Origin of the sequence: Aestuariivirga sp., from assembly GCF_020252395.1 — a bacterium.
GTDB lineage: Bacteria > Pseudomonadota > Alphaproteobacteria > Rhizobiales > Aestuariivirgaceae > Aestuariivirga.
On the sequence record NZ_JADCDB010000004.1, the window covers coordinates 14061 to 32169 of the forward strand.

Annotated in this window: 21 protein-coding genes; 12 read left to right on the top strand and 9 right to left on the bottom strand. The window is 62.5% G+C overall.

The window, feature by feature from the left end; all coding sequences use genetic code 11:
- Window positions 1–27 precede the first annotated feature (27 nt).
- The 7 genes from IOC82_RS03430 to IOC82_RS03460 are packed head-to-tail and all read left to right on the top strand — an operon-like array spanning window position 28 to window position 4827.
- The gene (locus IOC82_RS03430; RefSeq protein ID WP_290544782.1) at window positions 28–837 is read left to right on the top strand and encodes a transporter substrate-binding domain-containing protein; all 810 of its coding nucleotides are present in this window, start codon (window positions 28–30) and stop codon (window positions 835–837) included.
- A gap of 59 nt (window positions 838–896) precedes the next feature.
- Window positions 897–1571: an amino acid ABC transporter permease gene (locus IOC82_RS03435; protein WP_290544783.1), complete on the top strand. Its 675-nt coding sequence runs from the start codon at window positions 897–899 to the stop codon at window positions 1569–1571.
- Window positions 1571–2260: an amino acid ABC transporter permease gene (locus tag IOC82_RS03440; protein WP_290544784.1), complete on the top strand. Its 690-nt coding sequence runs from the start codon at window positions 1571–1573 to the stop codon at window positions 2258–2260. The genes IOC82_RS03435 and IOC82_RS03440 overlap by 1 nt, the downstream gene beginning before the upstream one ends.
- Window positions 2257–2619, top strand: a complete 363-nt coding sequence (locus tag IOC82_RS03445; protein WP_290544785.1) for an EthD domain-containing protein — start codon at window positions 2257–2259, stop codon at window positions 2617–2619. Before IOC82_RS03440 ends, IOC82_RS03445 begins: the two co-directional genes overlap by 4 nt.
- Window positions 2606–3343: an amino acid ABC transporter ATP-binding protein gene (locus IOC82_RS03450; protein ID WP_290544786.1), complete on the top strand. Its 738-nt coding sequence runs from the start codon at window positions 2606–2608 to the stop codon at window positions 3341–3343. Before IOC82_RS03445 ends, IOC82_RS03450 begins: the two co-directional genes overlap by 14 nt.
- Before the next feature lie 15 nt (window positions 3344–3358).
- Window positions 3359–4108 carry an SDR family NAD(P)-dependent oxidoreductase gene (locus IOC82_RS03455; RefSeq protein ID WP_290544787.1) on the top strand — a complete coding sequence of 250 codons (750 nt, stop codon included), beginning with the start codon at window positions 3359–3361 and terminating at the stop codon, window positions 4106–4108.
- Window positions 4105–4827, top strand: a complete 723-nt coding sequence (locus IOC82_RS03460) for a GntR family transcriptional regulator (RefSeq protein ID WP_290544788.1) — start codon at window positions 4105–4107, stop codon at window positions 4825–4827. The genes IOC82_RS03455 and IOC82_RS03460 overlap by 4 nt, the downstream gene beginning before the upstream one ends.
- Window positions 4828–4860: 33 nt before the next feature.
- On the opposite strand, the gene IOC82_RS03465 is transcribed toward IOC82_RS03460, so the two are convergent.
- Window positions 4861–5022 (bottom strand): hypothetical protein, encoded by a 162-nt coding sequence (locus IOC82_RS03465; protein WP_290544789.1) that lies wholly within the window; start codon window positions 5020–5022, stop codon window positions 4861–4863.
- A 42-nt stretch (window positions 5023–5064) separates the two neighbouring features.
- Window positions 5065–5994 (bottom strand): AraC family transcriptional regulator, encoded by a 930-nt coding sequence (locus tag IOC82_RS03470; RefSeq protein WP_290544790.1) that lies wholly within the window; start codon window positions 5992–5994, stop codon window positions 5065–5067.
- Window positions 5995–6077: 83 nt separating this feature from the next.
- Between IOC82_RS03470 and IOC82_RS03475 the strand changes: the two genes are divergently transcribed.
- The 3 genes from IOC82_RS03475 (at window position 6078) to IOC82_RS03485 (ending at window position 8255) form a co-directional block, all read left to right on the top strand.
- Window positions 6078–6770, top strand: a complete 693-nt coding sequence (locus IOC82_RS03475; protein ID WP_290544791.1) for a hypothetical protein — start codon at window positions 6078–6080, stop codon at window positions 6768–6770.
- Window positions 6767–7414: an NAD(P)-dependent oxidoreductase gene (locus IOC82_RS03480; protein ID WP_290544792.1), complete on the top strand. Its 648-nt coding sequence runs from the start codon at window positions 6767–6769 to the stop codon at window positions 7412–7414. Before IOC82_RS03475 ends, IOC82_RS03480 begins: the two co-directional genes overlap by 4 nt.
- A gap of 577 nt (window positions 7415–7991) precedes the next feature.
- Window positions 7992–8255 (top strand): hypothetical protein, encoded by a 264-nt coding sequence (locus tag IOC82_RS03485; protein ID WP_290544793.1) that lies wholly within the window; start codon window positions 7992–7994, stop codon window positions 8253–8255.
- 370 nt (window positions 8256–8625) lie between these two features.
- Here the strand turns inward: IOC82_RS03485 and IOC82_RS03490 are convergent, their stop codons facing one another.
- From IOC82_RS03490 to IOC82_RS03505, 4 genes are read right to left on the bottom strand one after another with little or no spacing between them, the layout of a single operon-like run.
- Entirely contained in the window at window positions 8626–9846 is a 1221-nt protein-coding gene (locus tag IOC82_RS03490; protein WP_290544794.1) for a J domain-containing protein, read from the bottom strand.
- 60 nt (window positions 9847–9906) lie between these two features.
- The gene (locus IOC82_RS03495) at window positions 9907–10743 is read right to left on the bottom strand and encodes a MurR/RpiR family transcriptional regulator (protein WP_290544795.1); all 837 of its coding nucleotides are present in this window, start codon (window positions 10741–10743) and stop codon (window positions 9907–9909) included.
- Between the two features lie 48 nt (window positions 10744–10791).
- Window positions 10792–12459: an MBL fold metallo-hydrolase gene (locus tag IOC82_RS03500; RefSeq protein ID WP_290544796.1), complete on the bottom strand. Its 1668-nt coding sequence runs from the start codon at window positions 12457–12459 to the stop codon at window positions 10792–10794.
- Window positions 12456–13211, bottom strand: coding sequence for an LOG family protein (locus IOC82_RS03505; protein ID WP_290544797.1), 756 nt, complete (start codon window positions 13209–13211; stop codon window positions 12456–12458). The genes IOC82_RS03500 and IOC82_RS03505 overlap by 4 nt, the downstream gene beginning before the upstream one ends.
- Window positions 13212–13343: 132 nt before the next feature.
- On the opposite strand from IOC82_RS03505, the gene IOC82_RS03510 reads away from it, so the two are divergent.
- Both IOC82_RS03510 and IOC82_RS03515 read left to right on the top strand, forming a co-directional pair.
- Window positions 13344–14171 (top strand): polyphosphate kinase 2 family protein, encoded by an 828-nt coding sequence (locus tag IOC82_RS03510; protein ID WP_290544798.1) that lies wholly within the window; start codon window positions 13344–13346, stop codon window positions 14169–14171.
- 140 nt (window positions 14172–14311) lie between these two features.
- A complete protein-coding gene (locus IOC82_RS03515; RefSeq protein ID WP_290544799.1) occupies window positions 14312–14650 on the top strand; it encodes a hypothetical protein in 339 nt (112 codons plus the stop codon).
- Here IOC82_RS03515 and rbsK read toward each other — a convergent pair.
- From rbsK to rlmN, 3 genes are all read right to left on the bottom strand, one after another.
- Window positions 14647–15561 (bottom strand): ribokinase, encoded by a 915-nt coding sequence (rbsK, locus tag IOC82_RS03520; RefSeq protein ID WP_290544800.1) that lies wholly within the window; start codon window positions 15559–15561, stop codon window positions 14647–14649. The two genes, IOC82_RS03515 and rbsK, sit on opposite strands and share 4 nt — an antisense overlap.
- Before the next feature lie 17 nt (window positions 15562–15578).
- Window positions 15579–16799, bottom strand: coding sequence for an argininosuccinate synthase (locus IOC82_RS03525; RefSeq protein ID WP_290544801.1), 1221 nt, complete (start codon window positions 16797–16799; stop codon window positions 15579–15581).
- Between the two features lie 77 nt (window positions 16800–16876).
- Window positions 16877–18055 carry a 23S rRNA (adenine(2503)-C(2))-methyltransferase RlmN gene (rlmN, locus tag IOC82_RS03530; RefSeq protein ID WP_290544802.1) on the bottom strand — a complete coding sequence of 393 codons (1179 nt, stop codon included), beginning with the start codon at window positions 18053–18055 and terminating at the stop codon, window positions 16877–16879.
- Window positions 18056–18109 lie beyond the last annotated feature (54 nt).

Genomic DNA, 18109 nt, shown 5'->3' on the forward strand with positions numbered 1-18109 from the left:
GATCATAACCAACCAAAGGAGGAAGACATGAACAGAAGACTTTTCGGACTGGTTTGCGCCAGCGTGCTGGCGTTTGGAGCGATGGCCCAAACCGCCATCGCCCGCTCTCTGGAAGATATCATCGCCAGTGGCGTCCTGCGGGTAGGCACCTATGCCGACCAGCCGCCGATGGCATCTCTGAACAATGCCGGGCAATATGAAGGCTTCGACATTGAAGTAGCCAACCACATCGCTAATATCATGAAGGTGAAAGTGGAAATTGTACCGCTGACAACTGCGCAGCGCGTTCCATTTCTGCAGTCTGGCCAGATTGACATTTCGCTTGGCGCCTTGACCCGCACGCCGGAGCGGGCGTTGCTTGTCGATTACACGATCCCGCTGCACTCCGAATCGGTACTGGTCCTGACGACGGAAGGCAACGCAATCAAAACTTGGCGCGACCTCAACGATCCGTCACAAACGCTCGCGTCCGGACGCGGCTATTGGACGACAGACATGGTCAAGACTGAACTCCCGAACGCCAAACAAGAACTCTTTGACTCCCCGGCAGATCAAGTCCGCGCTGTGGCACAAGGGCGCGCTACCGCCATCGTGGACATCATCGATACGATGATGGCCTTTACGAAACAGTATCCGGATGTGAAATGGAAAGTTATCGAGTCCGAGATCTATTCCGCATGGTGCGCCATCGGCGTTCCGCGTGGCGAGGAAGGGCTCAAGAACTTCTTAAATGTCGCAATTTTCGACATGCACAAATCTGGAAAGACGCAGGAATATTGGGCCAAATGGTACGGCGCTCCCAACCCAAAGCCGGTACCGCTTGATCCGGTATTTTGAATTTAGAAGTTGGCTGGGCGCGGGAAACGCGCCCGGTCTGATCCTCAGCCAGGTCAGCAATGAACTACAACCTGCAGTTTGGCCAGATAGCGGCGGATATTCCGTACATTCTCTCCGGCGCTTGGCCAACGCTGTGGATTACCTTCGTTACCTTCTTCTTGGCCTCCGGCCTTGGCCTGTTCATTGCCATGGCACGGCTGAAAGGCGGGCCGATAGCATCGCAGCTGGCTGGACTCTGGGTGACACTGACGACCAATTCGCCGCTATTCGTTGTGCTATACTTTCTGTTCAACGGACTTCCCGAATGGGGCATTCTGCTCTCGCCAATCGCGGCCACCCTCATCGCCTTCATAGCTATCTCTTCCGGCTACCTGGCCGAAATCCAGCGTGGGGGCATTCGGTCGGTTCATCGCGCCGAACTGGATGCTGCTGAAACTCTCGGGATGAGCAGGTTACAGACTCTCCGTTACGTGATTGCGCCGCACGTTATCAAGACCACCTATCCCGCACTATCGAACTTCTTTATCTTCACAATGCTCGGTACTTCAATGGCTTCTCTGGTGGGTGTGAATGAATTAACCGGACGTGCGATCGAGGTGTCATCGCGAAACTTTCGATCGATCGAGGTTTTTACAGTCGTTGCATTGACTTACGTGGCCCTGTCAATCTTGGCCAGTCTTTCACTGGCACTTGCTGGCCGGATCTTCTTCCGGGTGAAGACAAGGATAATCTGATGGCGGAGGATCTGGCGAACCTCTTCACCGCTGGAAACATGAAGTTCCTGCTGCGCGGTGTGGAGATGACATTGTTGCTGACACTGATCGGAGGCGTCACAGGTTTGATTGGCGGTTTTGTTCTTGCCTATGCCCGGAGCAGCAAGGGCAGGCTTCTGGCGCCGGTGCGCTGGTGTGCAACAGTCTTTGTGGAGTTCTTTCGTCGCATCCCCTTCCTGGTAACCCTGTTCCTGGTGCTTTACACTGTTCAGATGGTCTTGCCGCGGGCGCCGCTGTTCTGGGTGGCCGTCATATCGATATGTCTTCTGTGCTCAGCCTATATGGCGGAAATCGTCCGTGCGGGGATGGAGAGCGTGCCCACGCCGCAGATCGAGACAGCCGAAGTCATGAACATGCCGCGCTGGCGTATCACCTGGATGATTGTCCTCCCTCAGGCCTGGAAGGTCATTCTACCCTCTGCAGTCTCGTATATGGTCATGTTCGTGAAGGATACCGCGCTGGCCAGTCAGGCCGGCGTTTTCGAACTGATGTTCGCGGGCAAGGCGCTGGTCAATCGCGGTCTCGACCCTCTCCTCGTCTTTGCGACGGTCCTCCTGGCATACTTCGCCATTTCCTGGCCACTCGCCCGGTTTGGCCGATGGCTCGAGGCACGATTGGCAGACAGGCGTCTCGAAGGAGGAGTCCGATGATCAAGGTAATGTGGTTTCTGAAACGCGCTCCGCATCTGACGCAGGCAGAGTTTGCCGATTGGTGGCTTAATGTACATGCCAAAGATATAGCCGCTGATCAGTCGCCCTACCTCAAGCGCTATGTCATCGATGTGCGGATAGAGGACGAGAGTGGGTTGGCCGGAAAGCCTGCCGCCGATCCGGAGTGGGATGGCATTGCCGAACAGTGGTTCGAGTCTGAAGCGGACTACAACGCCGTCTATTCACGGCCGGATCGCCCGACCCGAGCAGATACACTGGCGCATACCTCCGCTTTCCAGCGACTGGTTGTGCGGGAATACGTGCAAGACCTGAATGGGGCAGCGGATGGCACATCTTGAGATCTCAGGCCTTGATGTCCGTTATGGAGCGACCCGCGTCCTGAGCGGGATTGATCTCAAGGTCGCACGCGGAGAACTTGTGGGCCTGGTTGGCCCATCCGGTTCCGGAAAATCGACGCTTCTGCGGGCTCTGGTGGGGCTGGCGCCGCCATCGGCGGGTCAGGTCGTTCTGGAGGGCAAGATCGTAGATTACGCAAAAAAAGATTCATTGCGCGCCCTGCGCGACCATGTAGCGATCGTGTTTCAGCAGTATAATCTTTTTCAGAACATGACCGTTCTCGACAATATTATTGTTACACCCATCAAAGTGCGCGGCCGAGCACGCGCCGAAGCCGAAGCTGAAGCCCGTGCTCTTCTCTCCCGGGTAGGTCTGTCGGGCAAGGAAAGCGCCTATCCCGATCAATTGTCAGGAGGTCAGCAACAGCGGGTGGCCATCGCTCGCGCCTTGGCGCTCAAGCCTGCCCTGATCCTCCTGGATGAAGTGACGGCAGCCCTTGACCCGGAACTGGTCAGGGATGTCTTGGATGTGATCAGGGATCTTGCGGGCGAAGGTATCACCATGCTTCTCGTCAGCCATGAGATGGGCTTCATTCGCGAAGCCGCACACCGTGTCGTCATGATGGACGCAGGCCGCGTAGTCGAGGTCGGTCCGCCACAGCAGATCTTTGATACCCCTACCGAGGACCGCACGAGAGCATTCATGTCCAAGATCATTCGTCATTGAGTTGGGAAGCGGCCAATGCGATTTGCAGGAAAAACTGTTGTCATAGTCGGAGCGGGATCAGGACTCGGTGCAGCCATAACCGAAGGCTTCGCTTTGGAGGGAGCGCGCTTGGTGCTGATAGATCGAGATAAAGAAGCGCTTGATCGTCAGGCTATCCGGTTTGCCAGTGCTCGCATCGTATGCGGCGACGCAGCGGAGAATCCAATAGTCGAGCAGACCCTTGAGGTTTCCGGGCCAGTCGACATTCTGATTCATACAGCAGGAATTGATCCCCTCTCCGCCACAGACGTGCCCGGCACGAGCCTCGAGGATTGGCAGTCGATCATTTCTGTCAACTTGACTTCGGCCTTCCTTTTCGCACGCGGCGTTCTGCCGGCGATGATCTCCCGCCGGTCTGGCTGCTTGCTTTTCACAGGCTCCATCGCCGGCCTGAAACCTACTCCGCGCGAGGCAGCATACGCCGTTTCCAAAGCTGGCGTCATTCAGTTGGCGCGGGCCATAGCATTGGATCATGCCCGTCAGGGAATCCGGGCTAATGTACTCTGCCCGGGATTTCTGGAGTCCGTCATGGCAGACCGCAAGCAGAGGATGTCGGAGAGCGATCTCGCCAAGCGATCTCAGGCAGCCGCTGCCATGGTCCCGGTCGGGCGGGAGGGCCAATACGGTGAAATGGCCGCGCTTGCATTGACTCTTTGCGATGACGCCGTATCCGGTTACATCACCGGCCAGCCTATTGTTGCTGATGGCGGAATGATGCTGGCATGAATATCTCAAGCAAAATCGGTGAAGACGGGTCTAACGATGGCGGACGAAAACCAAGGGGTGAGAATGTCGACAGGGTCTATGCGGCCTTGCGCGACGATATTCTTGAATTGCGCCGCGCGCCTGGCGAAGTGCTGGATGAAGCAGAGATCGCCGGGACTTTCGGCCTTTCACGCTCTCCGGTTCGCGAAGCGATCATCAGGCTCACGTCCGAGGGGCTGGCCCAACTCTTGAAGAACCGCGGCGCGGTTGTATCACGTCTGGATGTCGAGATGCTTCCCGCTTACTTTGATGCCCAGGCGCTTCTGTTCCGCGTCACGTCGCGGCTTGCCGCGCAGCGGGGCGGATCGGCTGCGGCAGATCGGCTGTTAGGCATACAGAAGCGGCACGATGAAGTTGTTGCAGCGCGCGATCCAAGTGGCGTTATTTTGAGCAATCGGATGTTTCATCTCGAAATCGCAGCCATCGGAGGCAATCGATACTATCTTGATTGGTTGACAAGCATATTGGATCAGGGGCAACGGATCATGCGGCTTTATGTGAGACTGCATGAAGAGCAGGTACCGAACGAACAGCTGTCATTTCACTATGCACTTATCGAGGCGATTCGCCGTAAAGATATAGACGCGGCGGATCGGGCCGCCGCCGCCGATGCTCAGATTGTGCGGGATGAAATCTCTCGACAGATATCATCAGGTTCATCGACTACATTGCCCCTTTAGAGCGGGATGACCCTCGGCGCCCTTCCCCTTGAGTCAATCCGGAGGGTCACCGAGTATGTAGGACGCGCCATTGATGGCGATGTGGGGCGTCACATTCTGGTCCTTGAGCTTGAGCACGAACTCCTCCGCATCGAAGCCCATGCCGGTCGCGGCCGCCCGCCCGGGCGCGGCCATCGCGAAAATCGCCAGATGCATCCTTGGCGCCAGGCAAAAGGTCGATCATCCGGCCGACTGCGGTCACTCATCCCGTGCTGATTGCGCCTGGTTCCTGAATTGCGACGGCGTCATATTGCGGGCCTTGACAAAAGCGCGCGTGAAAGAGGGCACGGAGCTGTAGCCGCAGTGCCGGGCGATCCGGGAGATTGGCAGCCGATTCTTTGCAAGGTTTGCGGCCGCCTTGTCGATGCGCAGCATCGTCAGATAGTTCATGGGTGTCATCCCCAGCCGGTGCCGAAACCCCTGGGCAAAGGCTGATCTCGACATGCCTGCGATTTCCGCCAGATGATTCAGATCCCAGGCGTGACCGGGGCGGGAATGAACGGCTTCCAGGACGCGCCCAAATCGGGGGTCGTTGATGGCGGACAGCCAACCGGTCCCGGACGAGGCTTCATCGGCGAGGATTTGCAGCATCACGATGAACAGGGTTTCGCCCAGCCGGCGCAGGACCGCCGATTGACCGAAGCCCGGCCCATGATGTTCGGTCCGGCACAGGTCCAGCAGCAGGCCCAGTCTGGCGTGATTTCCGGCGGGAATGACAATCAGCGGTTCAATTCCGGATAGCGCGACCGGCGCCAGTGACCCCGTCGTCCTGAAGCTGGCCGTCAGGAGCGTCACACGATCTCCGCCGCCGCCGTGGTTGAGGCGGACCATCTGTCGGTCACGCCGATCCAGGCCGGGAATATCGGCCACCGGAATGGCTTTCACATCCGGACCGGACCGCAAGGCATGAGGCGGATCAAGAGGCAGAAACGCGACATCGCCCGCTTGAAGATGACGCGCCTCCCCACTGCCGGGCAGGTCAATCCGGCAGCGCCCTTCCAGCACGGCATGGACCGCCGCGAGTCGCCCTCCGGGCAGAGCCAGCCCCCAGGGGGCGGTCAGCCGACTTTCGCAAAAGAACCAGCCCTCGAAGTCGAGAGCGCTCAGGATCGCGTCCGGTCCAGACATGCGAGACTCCAGGATAAGGAATTTGGACAAAACAGCATCGATCATACGGCATATTCAAGAGTGTCCTTGAGAAGGAGCTTACCTTGAACAGTCGACGCACCCTTTTGAAGAACATCCTGGCCGCCGTGACGGCTCCATTGCTGCCCGGCAGGCTGTCGGCCTCAGACACATTGGCCCCAACCCCTTTCCTGACCGCTGGACCATTCTATCCGAGGGAGCCGTCCGGTCTTCCGTTTCTTCCCGCAAGAACCACACTTCCCAAGCCCTTGACAAACGACCTGACCCGCACCCGGCCAGAAGGGCGCGCCGAAGGCAGGCACATTCTGATTTCGGGCCGCGTGATGGATGTGACGGGGAGGCCTCTCGCCGGCGCCGTCGTTGAGATCTGGTCGGTCAACGCCAGGAATATCTACCTCGTCGAAGACGGGGGAGCGTCTGATCCGGACTTTGCCGGCTTCGGCATGACCGAAACGGATGGCGAAGGGCGCTACAGCTTCAAAACCATTCGTCCCAACGGTTATGACCGTTATCTGGGTTTGATTCGCCGGACCGCGCATATTCATGTTCTGGTGAAGGTCGCAGGGGCCGAGGCGTTCACCACGGAGATGTGGTTCGCCGATGAACCGCGCAACAGCATCGACAGCTTTTTCCAGCGGGTTTCCGATCCCGGTCTGCAAGACCGGATGGCTGTCATCCTGAGCAGGGGCGAAGGTGTTGATCGCGCGCAGTTCGATCTTGTTCTGGCGCCGCAATATGCCGGGAGAGGCCGCTCATGAGGATCGCTGTCGTCGGGGCAAGCGGGTTGACGGGTCAGCAGGTGCTTCGGTTGGCAAAGCTTCGTGGCATGTCCACACTTGCCGTCGTTCGTGATGCGGCCCGGCTTGGAACGGCCGCCGACTCCATAATCGAGGTGTCGGATTTCGGGTCAGCACCTGAACTGCGGCGTGCTGTGGCAGGGACAGACAGCATCATCGTGACGATGGGGATCAATCGAAAGACCCGGTCACCCTGGGCGCCGCTGGTTTCGCCGCCCGACATCTGCTCCCGGACCGTGGCGGCGCTGATCGATGCGATGCGGCATCCTGATGCTCCGAAACGGATCGTTTACATGAGCAGCTTCGGAGCAGGAGACCAGTGGAACAAGCTTCCCTTCTGGATAAGGGCGCTTATCGCAACTTCGAATATCCGGATCGGATACCGGGACCACACGGCAGCGGAAGCTCTCTTGCGGGCATCCGGGCTCGATTGGACGATCCTGCGCCCGACGGCCCTGAACGACGAAGCCGGACAGGATTGGTCGGAGGCCGGGCCCGAAACCAGTGTCCTCCGCAAGATACCGCGTGCGGCCGTCGCGGCTGCGCTTCTGGAGATGCTGCAGCGTCCGACCGAACACCGCACCATATCGATTACCGGGGCCTGAATGCGAGGCTTGCCCAGGATGGCGACGCCCTGGCTGACAACATCAGCATCCGGGTAAAGCAGAGAAGGAAAAAGCTCCTCCCGCCGGAGCGGGAGATGCGTGTCGGGCCAAGCGGCTTACCACCACGAGGTATAGTAGTCGGCCTCGCCTTGGGCCAAAGCCGCGCGGGCGCGGGCGATGAAGGTGAGATCTTCGCCGTACTCCGAGCCATCGGTCCGGCCAAAGAAGACCCCCTGGTCGTCGGCAGCGTCCGCGAGCGGATCGCATGTTCCAGCGCGTCGAGATCGGCCGCGTCGAGCTGGAGGTTGACGCAGTTGAAGTCCTTGGCCGTGCCGCCCTTGGCGCGGTAGAGATGCTCCATCCAGCCATGGATGGTTCGGATGCTTGCGCCAGTGGGCGAGGTCGTGGCACTCGCCGGCGTTGAAGCCGACCGGCGTGGCTGGCGCGGTGCGGGTTGCGAAGGCGTATATATCGGGGCCCATCGTCGTTTCCTTTCGTTGGTTGGCCGTCCCGAAGGACGTGAACGAAAGGCCGGGCGGCCAGAAGGTGCGATGTCCTGACCCACACGGGTCCCGCCGTGGCGGGGCCGGCGCGCGCCGGTCATGGACAGACAGCCGCCGACCGGCAGGCTCGCGGACGAACCTTCCTCACGGCCAGCCAACGAAAACGGCTGATGGAACCGAATGCGGTTGGCAGGCTGCTAAAAAACACTCAATCATGCCCTGATTTTTGTGATTTTGTTTTTGCGGTGGATAGTGTCGCGCGGCGCTACATGTCTCTTGAAACGCTGGCCCGCATTACCGAGAATACGATCATCAAGTTGCGCGCCGTGGCCGCCTGATAAAGCTCGGACCTCTCCGAAGGCCGGCGCTTTTACACCACGCCGCGGAACACTTTCATCTCTCCCGTATCGCGCCGCTCACGTGGCTTCATCCCCGGGTCCTCCGCCGATCTCACGGCAGAGTGAATCGCGCATGGTGACCGCAGTGAATCGCAAAATGAATTTGCAAGGAACCCAAACCGACCGACCCGCTTCCTGCAAAATCTAAGACTTCGATTGACGCAATTAGATTATGAAATCAATGGCTTGGGAATTGCTCACGGGGGACGGATTCAAGCGTCATGGATTCAAGTGACGGACCGATGTTTCAAGTGAAGGCTGGGGTGGCCGTCTGGGTGGTGGGCGATGCTGAATCGGGGGAGATTCGGGCTCAGTATTGCGTCAACCGCTGGCACTCATACCAGACGCGGGTGCCGCCGCCGTAGGTGTCCAGTTCGTAGGTGCGGCGGAGCACGGCCTTGACGCCTTGCCTGGTGCATTTGCCGGCCGACTTGAAGAGGGCGCCGGCGCTCCACGCGGTGGCCTGACGGCCGGGCAGGCGTTCGAAGATCACCAGGCGATAGGGGCCGCGGCCGGGGTTGAAGCCAGGGTCATAGCCGGGCGGCGCATAGGCTTCGGGGCCGAAGCCCGGCGGCTCCAGGCCGGGGGGCGGGGGCGGATAGCCATCGGGCTCCGGGTAATATTGCTCAGGGTAATATTGCTCAGGGTAATATTGCGGCGGGTTCTCGTAGACGAGGCGGGCGGGCGGCGGCCGTTGGGCTGCCAGGTTCTGCTGCCGCGGCTTCGATGGCTGCTGGGCCGGCTTCTGCTGCTGCGCCTGGCGCGCCGCTGCGGCGGGCCGGGCCTTGGGAAGCGGCGGCAGCGCGGCCGCAGGGACATCGGTTGCGGCAGCAGCCGGAGCATCAGCCGCCTCCATCGCACCGGTGGAGCCGAAGACCGGCTGGCCGGCGGCAGAATTCGTTTGCGGCTCGACGGCGGAAGGGGCCACCGGACTAGCAGGCTTGATGACAGCCGGCTGCGGCGGCTGCGGCGCGGGTATGGCAGCGGCCACCTGAGGCTGCGGCGCGGGCGTCACGGCCGCCACCTGCGGCGGCGAGGGAGACGGGCGCGGCGATGCATCCGGCCCCCTGGGCAGGAACAGCCAGGCGCCGCCGCCCAGCAGCAGCACCAGCACCAGTGGGATAGCGAAGTGCATGCGCGTGGCTTGGCGGCGGTGCGGCGCCGGCTTCTCGCCAGGGCCGCCGGGGCCCGTTACGGGCACCGGGCGGATGTCGCCCAGATCTGGCAGGGGTGCTGCGGCGCGCCCACGCCCGCGCACCGCCAGGCGGCGCTTGGAGGCGATGTGGGTCTGAAGCTCCGCCTCGGTGGCAGCGAGCAACTCAAGATCATAGGCACGGCGGGTTTCGGGCCGGCGCAGCACCTCATAGGCCTGCTGGATCGCCTCGAAACGCTCGGCATCGGCGGTGCCGGCAGCAGCGCCTGTGTCCGGGTGGAACTTCTTGGCCAGCGCCCGGTAAGCGGCGGCGATCACCTCCGGATCCGCCGTTGGGTCTATCCCCAGGGCCGCATAATGGTCAGGAATGGTGATCATCGATGTGGATCGGTCCGCTTGCCGTAACCTGGGCCTCTTCCGCCAACTTCATGGCGGAAGTCAGGCCCCGCGCCCGCGCCGTTCCGCGATGGCCACGGTCAGCGTCATGGCCAGCGTGAGGGTTGCGGCCATCGACCGGAAGCCCTCGAAGTTGGCCTCCGAAATCTCGATCCACAATCCGGCGATCTGGGCCAGCGGCGAAAACGGACTGTCGGTGATGGCTACCAGCGGAACCCCCTTCTCCGCCGCCGCACGGGCGAGGCTGACGGTCTCCGCGGCATATGGCGTGAAAGAGATGGCCAGCACTGCGTCCTTCGGGCCGGCAAAGGTGATCTGCTCCGCCGCGAGGCCTCCCACGGCATCGGCGAGCATGGCCCGCACACCGAGCTTACCCAGTGCATAGGCCATGTAGGAGGCAATGGGAAAGGAGCGCCTGAGGCCGATCAGGTAAAGCATCTCGGCGCCCGCCAGCTGCTCCACCGCGCGGTCGAGGTCGTGGGGGTCGAGCTTTTCGCGCAGCGCCGCTATCGACTTCGCCGAGGCCTCGCAGAAACCGTGAAAGATAACGTTCGGCTTCGATGCCGCCTGGGCATGGGCGCGCAGCTGCTGCAGCCGCTCGTCATAATTCAGAATGCGGTCACGCAGACGCGAGCGGAATATCCCCTGCATGTCGGAGAAGCCCCGATAGCCCAGCGCCTGAGCGAAGCGCACCAGCGTGGAGGGCTGCACCTCCGCCTGCCCGGCGATCGAGGACACCGTGCCGAAGGCGATCTCGTCCGGGTTCTCCAGCGCGAAGGACGCGATCTGGGTGAGGCGCTTCGGCAGCGCGGGAGCGCGCTCGGCGATCAGCGCCTTGAGCGCCGCGAAGTCGCGTGGCGGGGAGAGGGCCTCGTTCATTGGAACGAATATTTCACGAAAGGGCAATCGTTCCAAATGGTTTTGGGGTCAGCCCTCGTCCCAGCCCCGGCTGCGGCGCGAGGGGCCCGAGACGGGCGGGCGGCGGCGCGTGGCGTCGGGGCCGAGGCCGTCGCCCCCTAAGAGCGCGCGGCGCAGGCGGCGTAGGATGACGGCGCGGGCCTTCTCGTCGCCGGCCTTGCCGACCGTGTCCTTGATGTCAAGGATCAGGTCCGCCATGTCGTTGTGGCTGTCGAAGCGGGCAACCATGGCGGGATCGATGCGCGGATGCGTGTCCTCCGCCACGAAGGCACAGGCCTCGCCCGAGAGATCGTAGACCGAATCGAGCGACGGGATGAAGATGCAGTCATGCGCGAGGCCCAAGCCGCGCAGGTCATCCGCCAGGGCGCGCTGGCCCTCCTCCTCGCCATGGGTGAGGAAGATCGAGCGGCCGATGGGAAGGCGTTCCTTCACCCATTGCACGAGTTCGGGGCCATCGGCATGGCCCGAGTAATCCTCGATCTGGCGGATCGCCGCCTTGACGCTGATTTCCTCGCCCATGATGGTGACGGACTTGGCGCCATCCTGCAGGATGCGGCCGAGCGAGCCTTCGGCCTGGAAGCCCGCCAGCAGCACGGTGGTGGAGGGCTGCCAGAGATGGTTCTTGAGGTGGTGGCGGATGCGGCCCGCCTCGCACATGCCGGACGCCGAGACGATGATGCGGAAGCCTGAGAAGCGGGCCAGCGCCTTCGAATCCTCCACACTCTCGGTGATGCGCACGTAAGGCGAGGTGAAGGCGCGGGTGAGATCGCCCCCGTGCTGCAATTCGGCGGCGTGCTTGACGAAGATGGCCGTGGCCTTGGAGGCGAGCGGGCTGTCGATGAAAATGGTGGCCTTGGGCGCCTGACCATTGTCCATCAGCTTGACCAAGTCGGTGACCAGCTCCTGCGTGCGTTCGACCGCGAAGGAGGGGATGAGCAGCGCGCCCTTCTTCTTCGCCGCCTCGTTCACCTCGCGCGCCAGGATCTCGCGCCGGCCGTCCTCGCTGCGCTCGAAACGGTCACGCCCGCCATAGGTCGACTCACAGACGACGAAATCGAAATCGGCGGGGGCTTCCGGATCGTGCTCCAGCATCTTGTTGCCGGGACCGAGATCACCCGAGAACAAGAGGCGCACGGGCTTGGCCCCCTGCTGCTCCACCTCCACCTCTATCGAGGCAGAGCCCAGAAGGTGGCCGGCATTCCAGTAACGCGCGCGGATACCGGGGGCCGGCGAGATCCATGTTTCATAGGCATGGCCTTCAAACTGCGTCAGGCAGTCCATCGCATCCTGCTGGGTGTAAATCGGCTCCACCTCGTCCTGGCCGCGCTTGGAGCGGCGTTGGTTGAGCTGCTTCACTTCCATTTCCTGGATGTTGCCGGAGTCCGGCAGCATGATGGCGCAGAGGTCGGCCGTTGCAGCGGTGCAGTGGATGCGGCCCTTGTAGCCATGCTTGACGAGCTTCGGCAGCACGCCCGAATGATCGATGTGGGCGTGGGTGAGCAGCACTGCGGCGATCGCACCGGCATCGAAAGGGAAGGGCCGGTAGTTCAGCTCGCGTTCGGTCTTGGAGCCCTGGAACATGCCGCAGTCGACGAGCACCTTGGCTTTCTCCGTCTCGATCAGGTAGCAGGAGCCGGTGACGGTGCGCGCCGCGCCATGAAACTTGAGACGGATCATGCTTTCGCTCCCGGCGCCTTGAGGCCACGCTTGACGAGTTGCTCCCAGGCCTGGCGCGGAGAGTCGGCGAAACCGAAGAGATCGAGATCGCGCGTGTTGACCATGCCCATGTCGGCGAAATGCCGGAAGTTGATGAGGCTTTTCCAGAAGGAGGAGTCATAGAGCACGACGGGCAGATTGTCGTCCATCTTGCCGGTCTGGCGCAGGGTGAGAATTTCGAACAGCTCGTCCATGGTGCCGAAGCCGCCGGGGAACACCACCAGCGCCGCGGCCCTTATGGCGAAATGCATCTTGCGCATGGCAAAGTAATGGAAGCGGAAGGTGAGGTCGGGCGTCGAATAGGCGTTAGGCTCCTGCTCCATGGGGAGCGTGATGTTGAAGCCGATGGAGGGTGCGCCGACGTCATGCGCGCCGCGGTTCGCCGCTTCCATGATGCCGGGGCCGCCGCCGGTGGCAATCACGTTCTGGCGCGGCCCGTTGTGCGCGAGCTTGGCGCCGCCCTCCTCCGAGCAGATGCGGGCGAATTCGCGCGCCGCGTCATACCAGCCGTTCTCCTCACCCGCCTTCACCCGCGCCGAGCCGAAGACGATGACGGTCGTCGCCACGCCCCACTTGCGCAGGTGCTCCTCCGCCTTCTGGTATTCGAGCTGGAACCTGAGACCGCGCGTGGTGTCGCCCAGCAGAAAGTCCTGGTCCATGGCAGGCAGGCGGTAGGCGGCGGCGGCCATCTGGGCCTTGTTGGACTCGGGCATGTTGCGGAAAATCCTGATGTGCGGGCGTTTACACACGGATAGGGCAGCCGGAGCCCGGCTTCAAGGGCTGGCCCGAGGGTGGCTTTTCAACCTTGCCCGTGACAGGATGAGCGCTTTGTGACGGAGTGGAAGATGGCTGAGAAACTTAAGGCCTTCGGCGAGCGCTACATGGTGAAGCCGGGCAAGAGCTTCAAACTGTCCGATTGCGACCCGCGCGCCGCAAATGGCTTCGCCGACAAGGAGGCCGCCAAGGCCGACACCATCCGCGATGCCGCCGCCATCGATGCGCTGCAGGACAGGCTGTTCGCGGAAGGAAAGCGCGCGCTGCTCGTAATCCTGCAGGGCATCGACTGTTCCGGCAAGGACGGCACGGTGCGCGCCGTGTTCAACCATTGCGGCCCTCTCGGCGTGAAGGTGGCGCCCTTCAAGGCGCCGAATGCCGAGGAACTTGCCCAGGATTATCTCTGGCGGGTGCATAAGGTGTGCCCGCCCAAGGGCTATATCGGCATTTTCAACCGCTCGCACTACGAGGACGTGCTGGTGGTGAAGGTTAGGGGCTTCGCGCCGGCGGACGTGATCGAGCGGCGCTATGACGAGATCAACGGCTTCGAGAAGCTGCTCTTCGACAACGGCACCAGGATCCTGAAATTCATGCTCAACATCTCGAAGGACGAGCAGGCGGAGCGCCTGCGCGAGCGCATCGCGATGCCAGAGAAACGCTGGAAGTTCAATCCCGCAGACCTCGAGGACAGAAAGCTGTGGGACGACTATATGGCGGCCTATGAGACCGCACTCACCCGTTGCTCCACCCACCATGCGCCGTGGTACGTGATCCCCGCCGACCGCAACTGGGTGCGGAACGCCGCCATCTCCCGCATCGTGCGCGAGACGCTGGAGGAGATGAACCCGAAGTATCCCGAACCCAAGGGCTGGGACCCAAAGACGGTGAAGGTGGTGTGAGGAGAGCCCGGGAAACATCCTGAACGGGGGGAGAAATCCGGGATCGGCCGGCCGGCGTCATCGATGCGCCCGGCATACTCGCCGGCTGCGCGGCGCTGCCGACCTGCATTGCGGTTCGAGGCAGCACGGTGGCCCGGGCGATGGGACGGCTGAAGCCGCGGCCGCGGGCGCCGCAGACCCGCGGCGGGCTGGCGCATCTGCTGTTCTTTGCGTCCATCGTGATTCTGCTGATGTCGCACCTCGCGCAGATCCTCATCTGGTCGATGGTTCTCTACTGGCCGGGAATCCTGCCGAACCCCCACCACGCCGTGCTGCTGGCGGGCAGCACCGACACCACAGTGGGCTTCGTCACTGACACGCTGCCGGAGCAGTGGCAGCTCTTGGAGGTGATCATGGCGGTGACGGGTCTCTTCGCCTTTGCGTGGAGCACCTCGATCTTTTATGCGCTGTCGCAGCAGCTCTACCGGGAAGAGGATTAAGCCCGCGACAGGAAGGCTTCGACCTCCGCCCTGGTCGGGGCAGCCTCGGCGGCGCCCTTCTTCGTGGTGGACAGCGCGCCGCAGGCCGCTGCATAGCGCAGCGCCAACTCGAGGCCCTGGCCATGTTCCAGCGCATGGGCGAGGCCGCCGTTGAAGCTGTCGCCCGCCGCCACCGTGTCGATGGGCGTCACCTTGAAGGCGGGGATGATCTTCTCGATCCCCTCGCCCGCGACAGCGAGGCCCTTGCCGCCGAGCTTAACGACGGCGGTGGCGACGCCGCGGGCGCGCAGTTCCTTCGCAGCCTTGAGGCCCTCTTCTGGTGTCTGCGGTTGCCAGCCGAGCAGCAGGCCCGCCTCGGATTCGTTCGGCGTGATGATGTCGACGGCTTTCAGCACAGACGCATCGAGGTCCTTCGCCGGGGCCGGATCGAGGATGACGGCGCCGCCGTGGGCGCGGACGACGGCGGCTGCGGCAAGCGAAGCTTCGAGCGGCACTTCGAGCTGGAGGAGGAGGACCTTCGCCTGTTCCAGCGCGGCGCGGCCCTTCTCCACATCGCTGACGCCGACGCGGAAATTGCTGCCGGCGATGACGGAGATATAGTTCTCGCCACCCTCACCGACATTGATGATGGCGATGCCGGTGGCGCCATCGGCATCCTTGCGGATGAGCGACATGTCGAGGCCAAAAGACGTGAGCGCGCGCTCGGCCCCCTTGCCGAAATCATCGGCCCCGACGCGGCCGATGAAGGCGACATCGCTGCCGAGCTTGCGCGCCGCCACCGCCTGGTTAGCGCCCTTGCCGCCGAGGCCCACGATGTAGTCCTTGCCGTGCAGCGTCTCGCCCGGCTTCGGCAGCCGGTACATATAGGCCGTCACGTCCATGTTGATGCTGCCGACAACGGCGATGGTCATGACGGTCTCCCTGTCTTCTACGTGTTGCGCTTGCGGGCCGCGAGCGTGCGCAGGCGGAGCGCGTTGAGGCGGATGAAGCCCGCCGCGTCCTTTTGGTCATAGGCGCCGCGGTCATCCTCGAAGGTGACGAGCGCATCGCTGTAAAGCGACTTCTTCGACTTGCGGCCCACCACGGTGACGTTGCCCTTGTAGAGCTTCAGGCGCACCGTGCCTTCGACGTGTTCCTGGCTCTTGTCGATCGCCGCCTGCAGCATCTCGCGCTCCGGCGAGAACCAGAAACCGTAATAGATGAGCTCGGCATATTTCGGGATGAAACTGTCCTTCAGGTGGGCCGCTTCGCGGTCGAGCGTGATCGACTCCATCGCGCGATGCGCAGTCAGGAGAATAGTGCCGCCGGGGGTCTCGTAGACGCCGCGCGACTTCATGCCGACGAAACGGTTCTCCACGAGGTCCAGCCGGCCGATGCCGTTGTCATGGCCCAGCCGGTTGAGCTCGGTGAGAATCGTCGCAGGCGACATCTTCACGCCGCCGATGGCGATGGGATCGCCCTTCAGGAACTCGATCTCGATGGTGGTGGCCTTGTCGGGCGCATCCTCCGGCGCGATGGTGCGCTGGTAGACATAAGGAGGCGGCTCCACCCACGGATCTTCCAGCACCTTGCCTTCGGACGAGGAGTGGAGAAGGTTGGCGTCGACCGAGAAGGGCGCATCGCCGCGCTTGTCCTTGGCGACGGGGATCTGGTGAGTTTCGGCGAAGTCGATGAGATCGGTGCGGCTCTTGAAATTCCACTCGCGCCAGGGGGCAATGACTTTGATATCCGGGTTCAGCGCATAGGCCGTGAGCTCGAAGCGCACCTGGTCATTGCCCTTGCCGGTGGCGCCGTGGGCGATGGCGTCCGCGCCCGTTTCCGCCGCGATCTCGATCAGGCGCTTGGCAATGAGCGGGCGGGCAATCGACGTGCCGAGCAGGTAGACGCCCTCATAGACGGCATTGGCGCGGAACATGGGGAAGACGAAATCGCGCACGAATTCCTCGCGCAGGTCCTCGATGTAGATGTCCTTGATGCCCAGCATCTCCGCCTTCTTGCGGGCGGGCTCAAGCTCGCCGCCCTGGCCAAGGTCGGCGGTGAAGGTCACGACCTCGGCGCCATATTCCGTCTGCAGCCATTTGAGGATGATGGAGGTGTCGAGGCCACCGGAATAGGCGAGGACGACTTTCTTCACTTTCTGCATGGACATGGAGGCACCTGGTTGACTTGCTGGCCGCCACCTATCACGCTGAGGGTTTGGCCCGCAACTGCCTGCTCAGCAGCCTGCTAGAGCAACCTCTCCCTGGCCCGCAGCTTCTGGCTTTCGCTCTTCAATTGGCCGCAGGCCGCCATGATGTCGCGGCCGCGCGGGGTCCTAACCGGCGAGGCGTAGCCGGCGCGGTTCAGCACTTCGGCGAAGGCTTCGATGGTGTCCCAGCCGGAGCACTCATATTGCGTGCCGGGCCAGGGGTTGAAGGGGATGAGGTTCACCTTGGCGGGAATGCCCTTGAGGAGCTGCACCAGGCGCTTGGCGTCCTGCAGGCTGTCGTTCACGCCCTTCAGCATCACATATTCGAAGGTGATGCGGCGCGCGTTGGAGAGGCCGGGATATTTGCGGCAGGCGTCCAGCAGCTCCTCGATCGGGTATTTCTTGTTCAAGGGCACCAGCTTGTCGCGGATCTCGTCGGTGGTGGCATGGAGCGAGATCGCCAGCATGGCGCCGATCTCGTCGCCCGCCCGCGGGATTTCCGGCACGACGCCGGAGGTCGACAGCGTGATCCTCCGCTTCGAAAGCGAGATTCCCTCGCCGTCGGAGACGATCTCCATCGCGTCCTTCACATTGTCGAAGTTATAGAGGGGTTCGCCCATGCCCATGAGCACGACATTGGTGATGTAGCGGCCGCCCAAGGGGGGCGTGGGATTGGCCTCGATGTCCTGCGGCCAGTCCTTGACGCGGTCGCGCGCCGTCATCACCTGCGCAACGATCTCGCCGGCAGTCAGGTTGCGCACCAGCTTCTGCGTGCCCGTGTGGCAGAAGGTGCAGGTGAGCGTGCAGCCGACCTGGGAGGAAATACACAGCGTGCCGCGATCCTCCTCCGGGATATAGACCATCTCGACTTCGTGGCGCGCGCCGCGCCCGTCGGGGGCCAGACGCAGAAGCCACTTCTTTGTGCCGTCGGTCGAGGTCTGCTCGGTGACGATCTCCGGGCGGCCGATGATGAAGGTCTCGTCGAGGCGCTGGCGCAGGTCCTTGGCGATGTTGGTCATCTCGGCGAAGGAGGTGACACCGCGGTGATAGAGCCAGTGCCACACCTGGCCTGCCCGCATGCGGCGCTGCTTTTCCGGCACGCCCGCGCGGCCCATGGCCTCCGCCAGGCCCTCGCGCGTCAGCCCGACGAGCGAGGGGCGCGGGTCGTTGGGGATGTAGCGCGGCAGCGCTTCGAGGGTGGACAGCAGCGTGGTCATGGACCGGGTCCATAGCATGAAATGAATGAAAAATGCGAGCGAGGCCCTGGAATA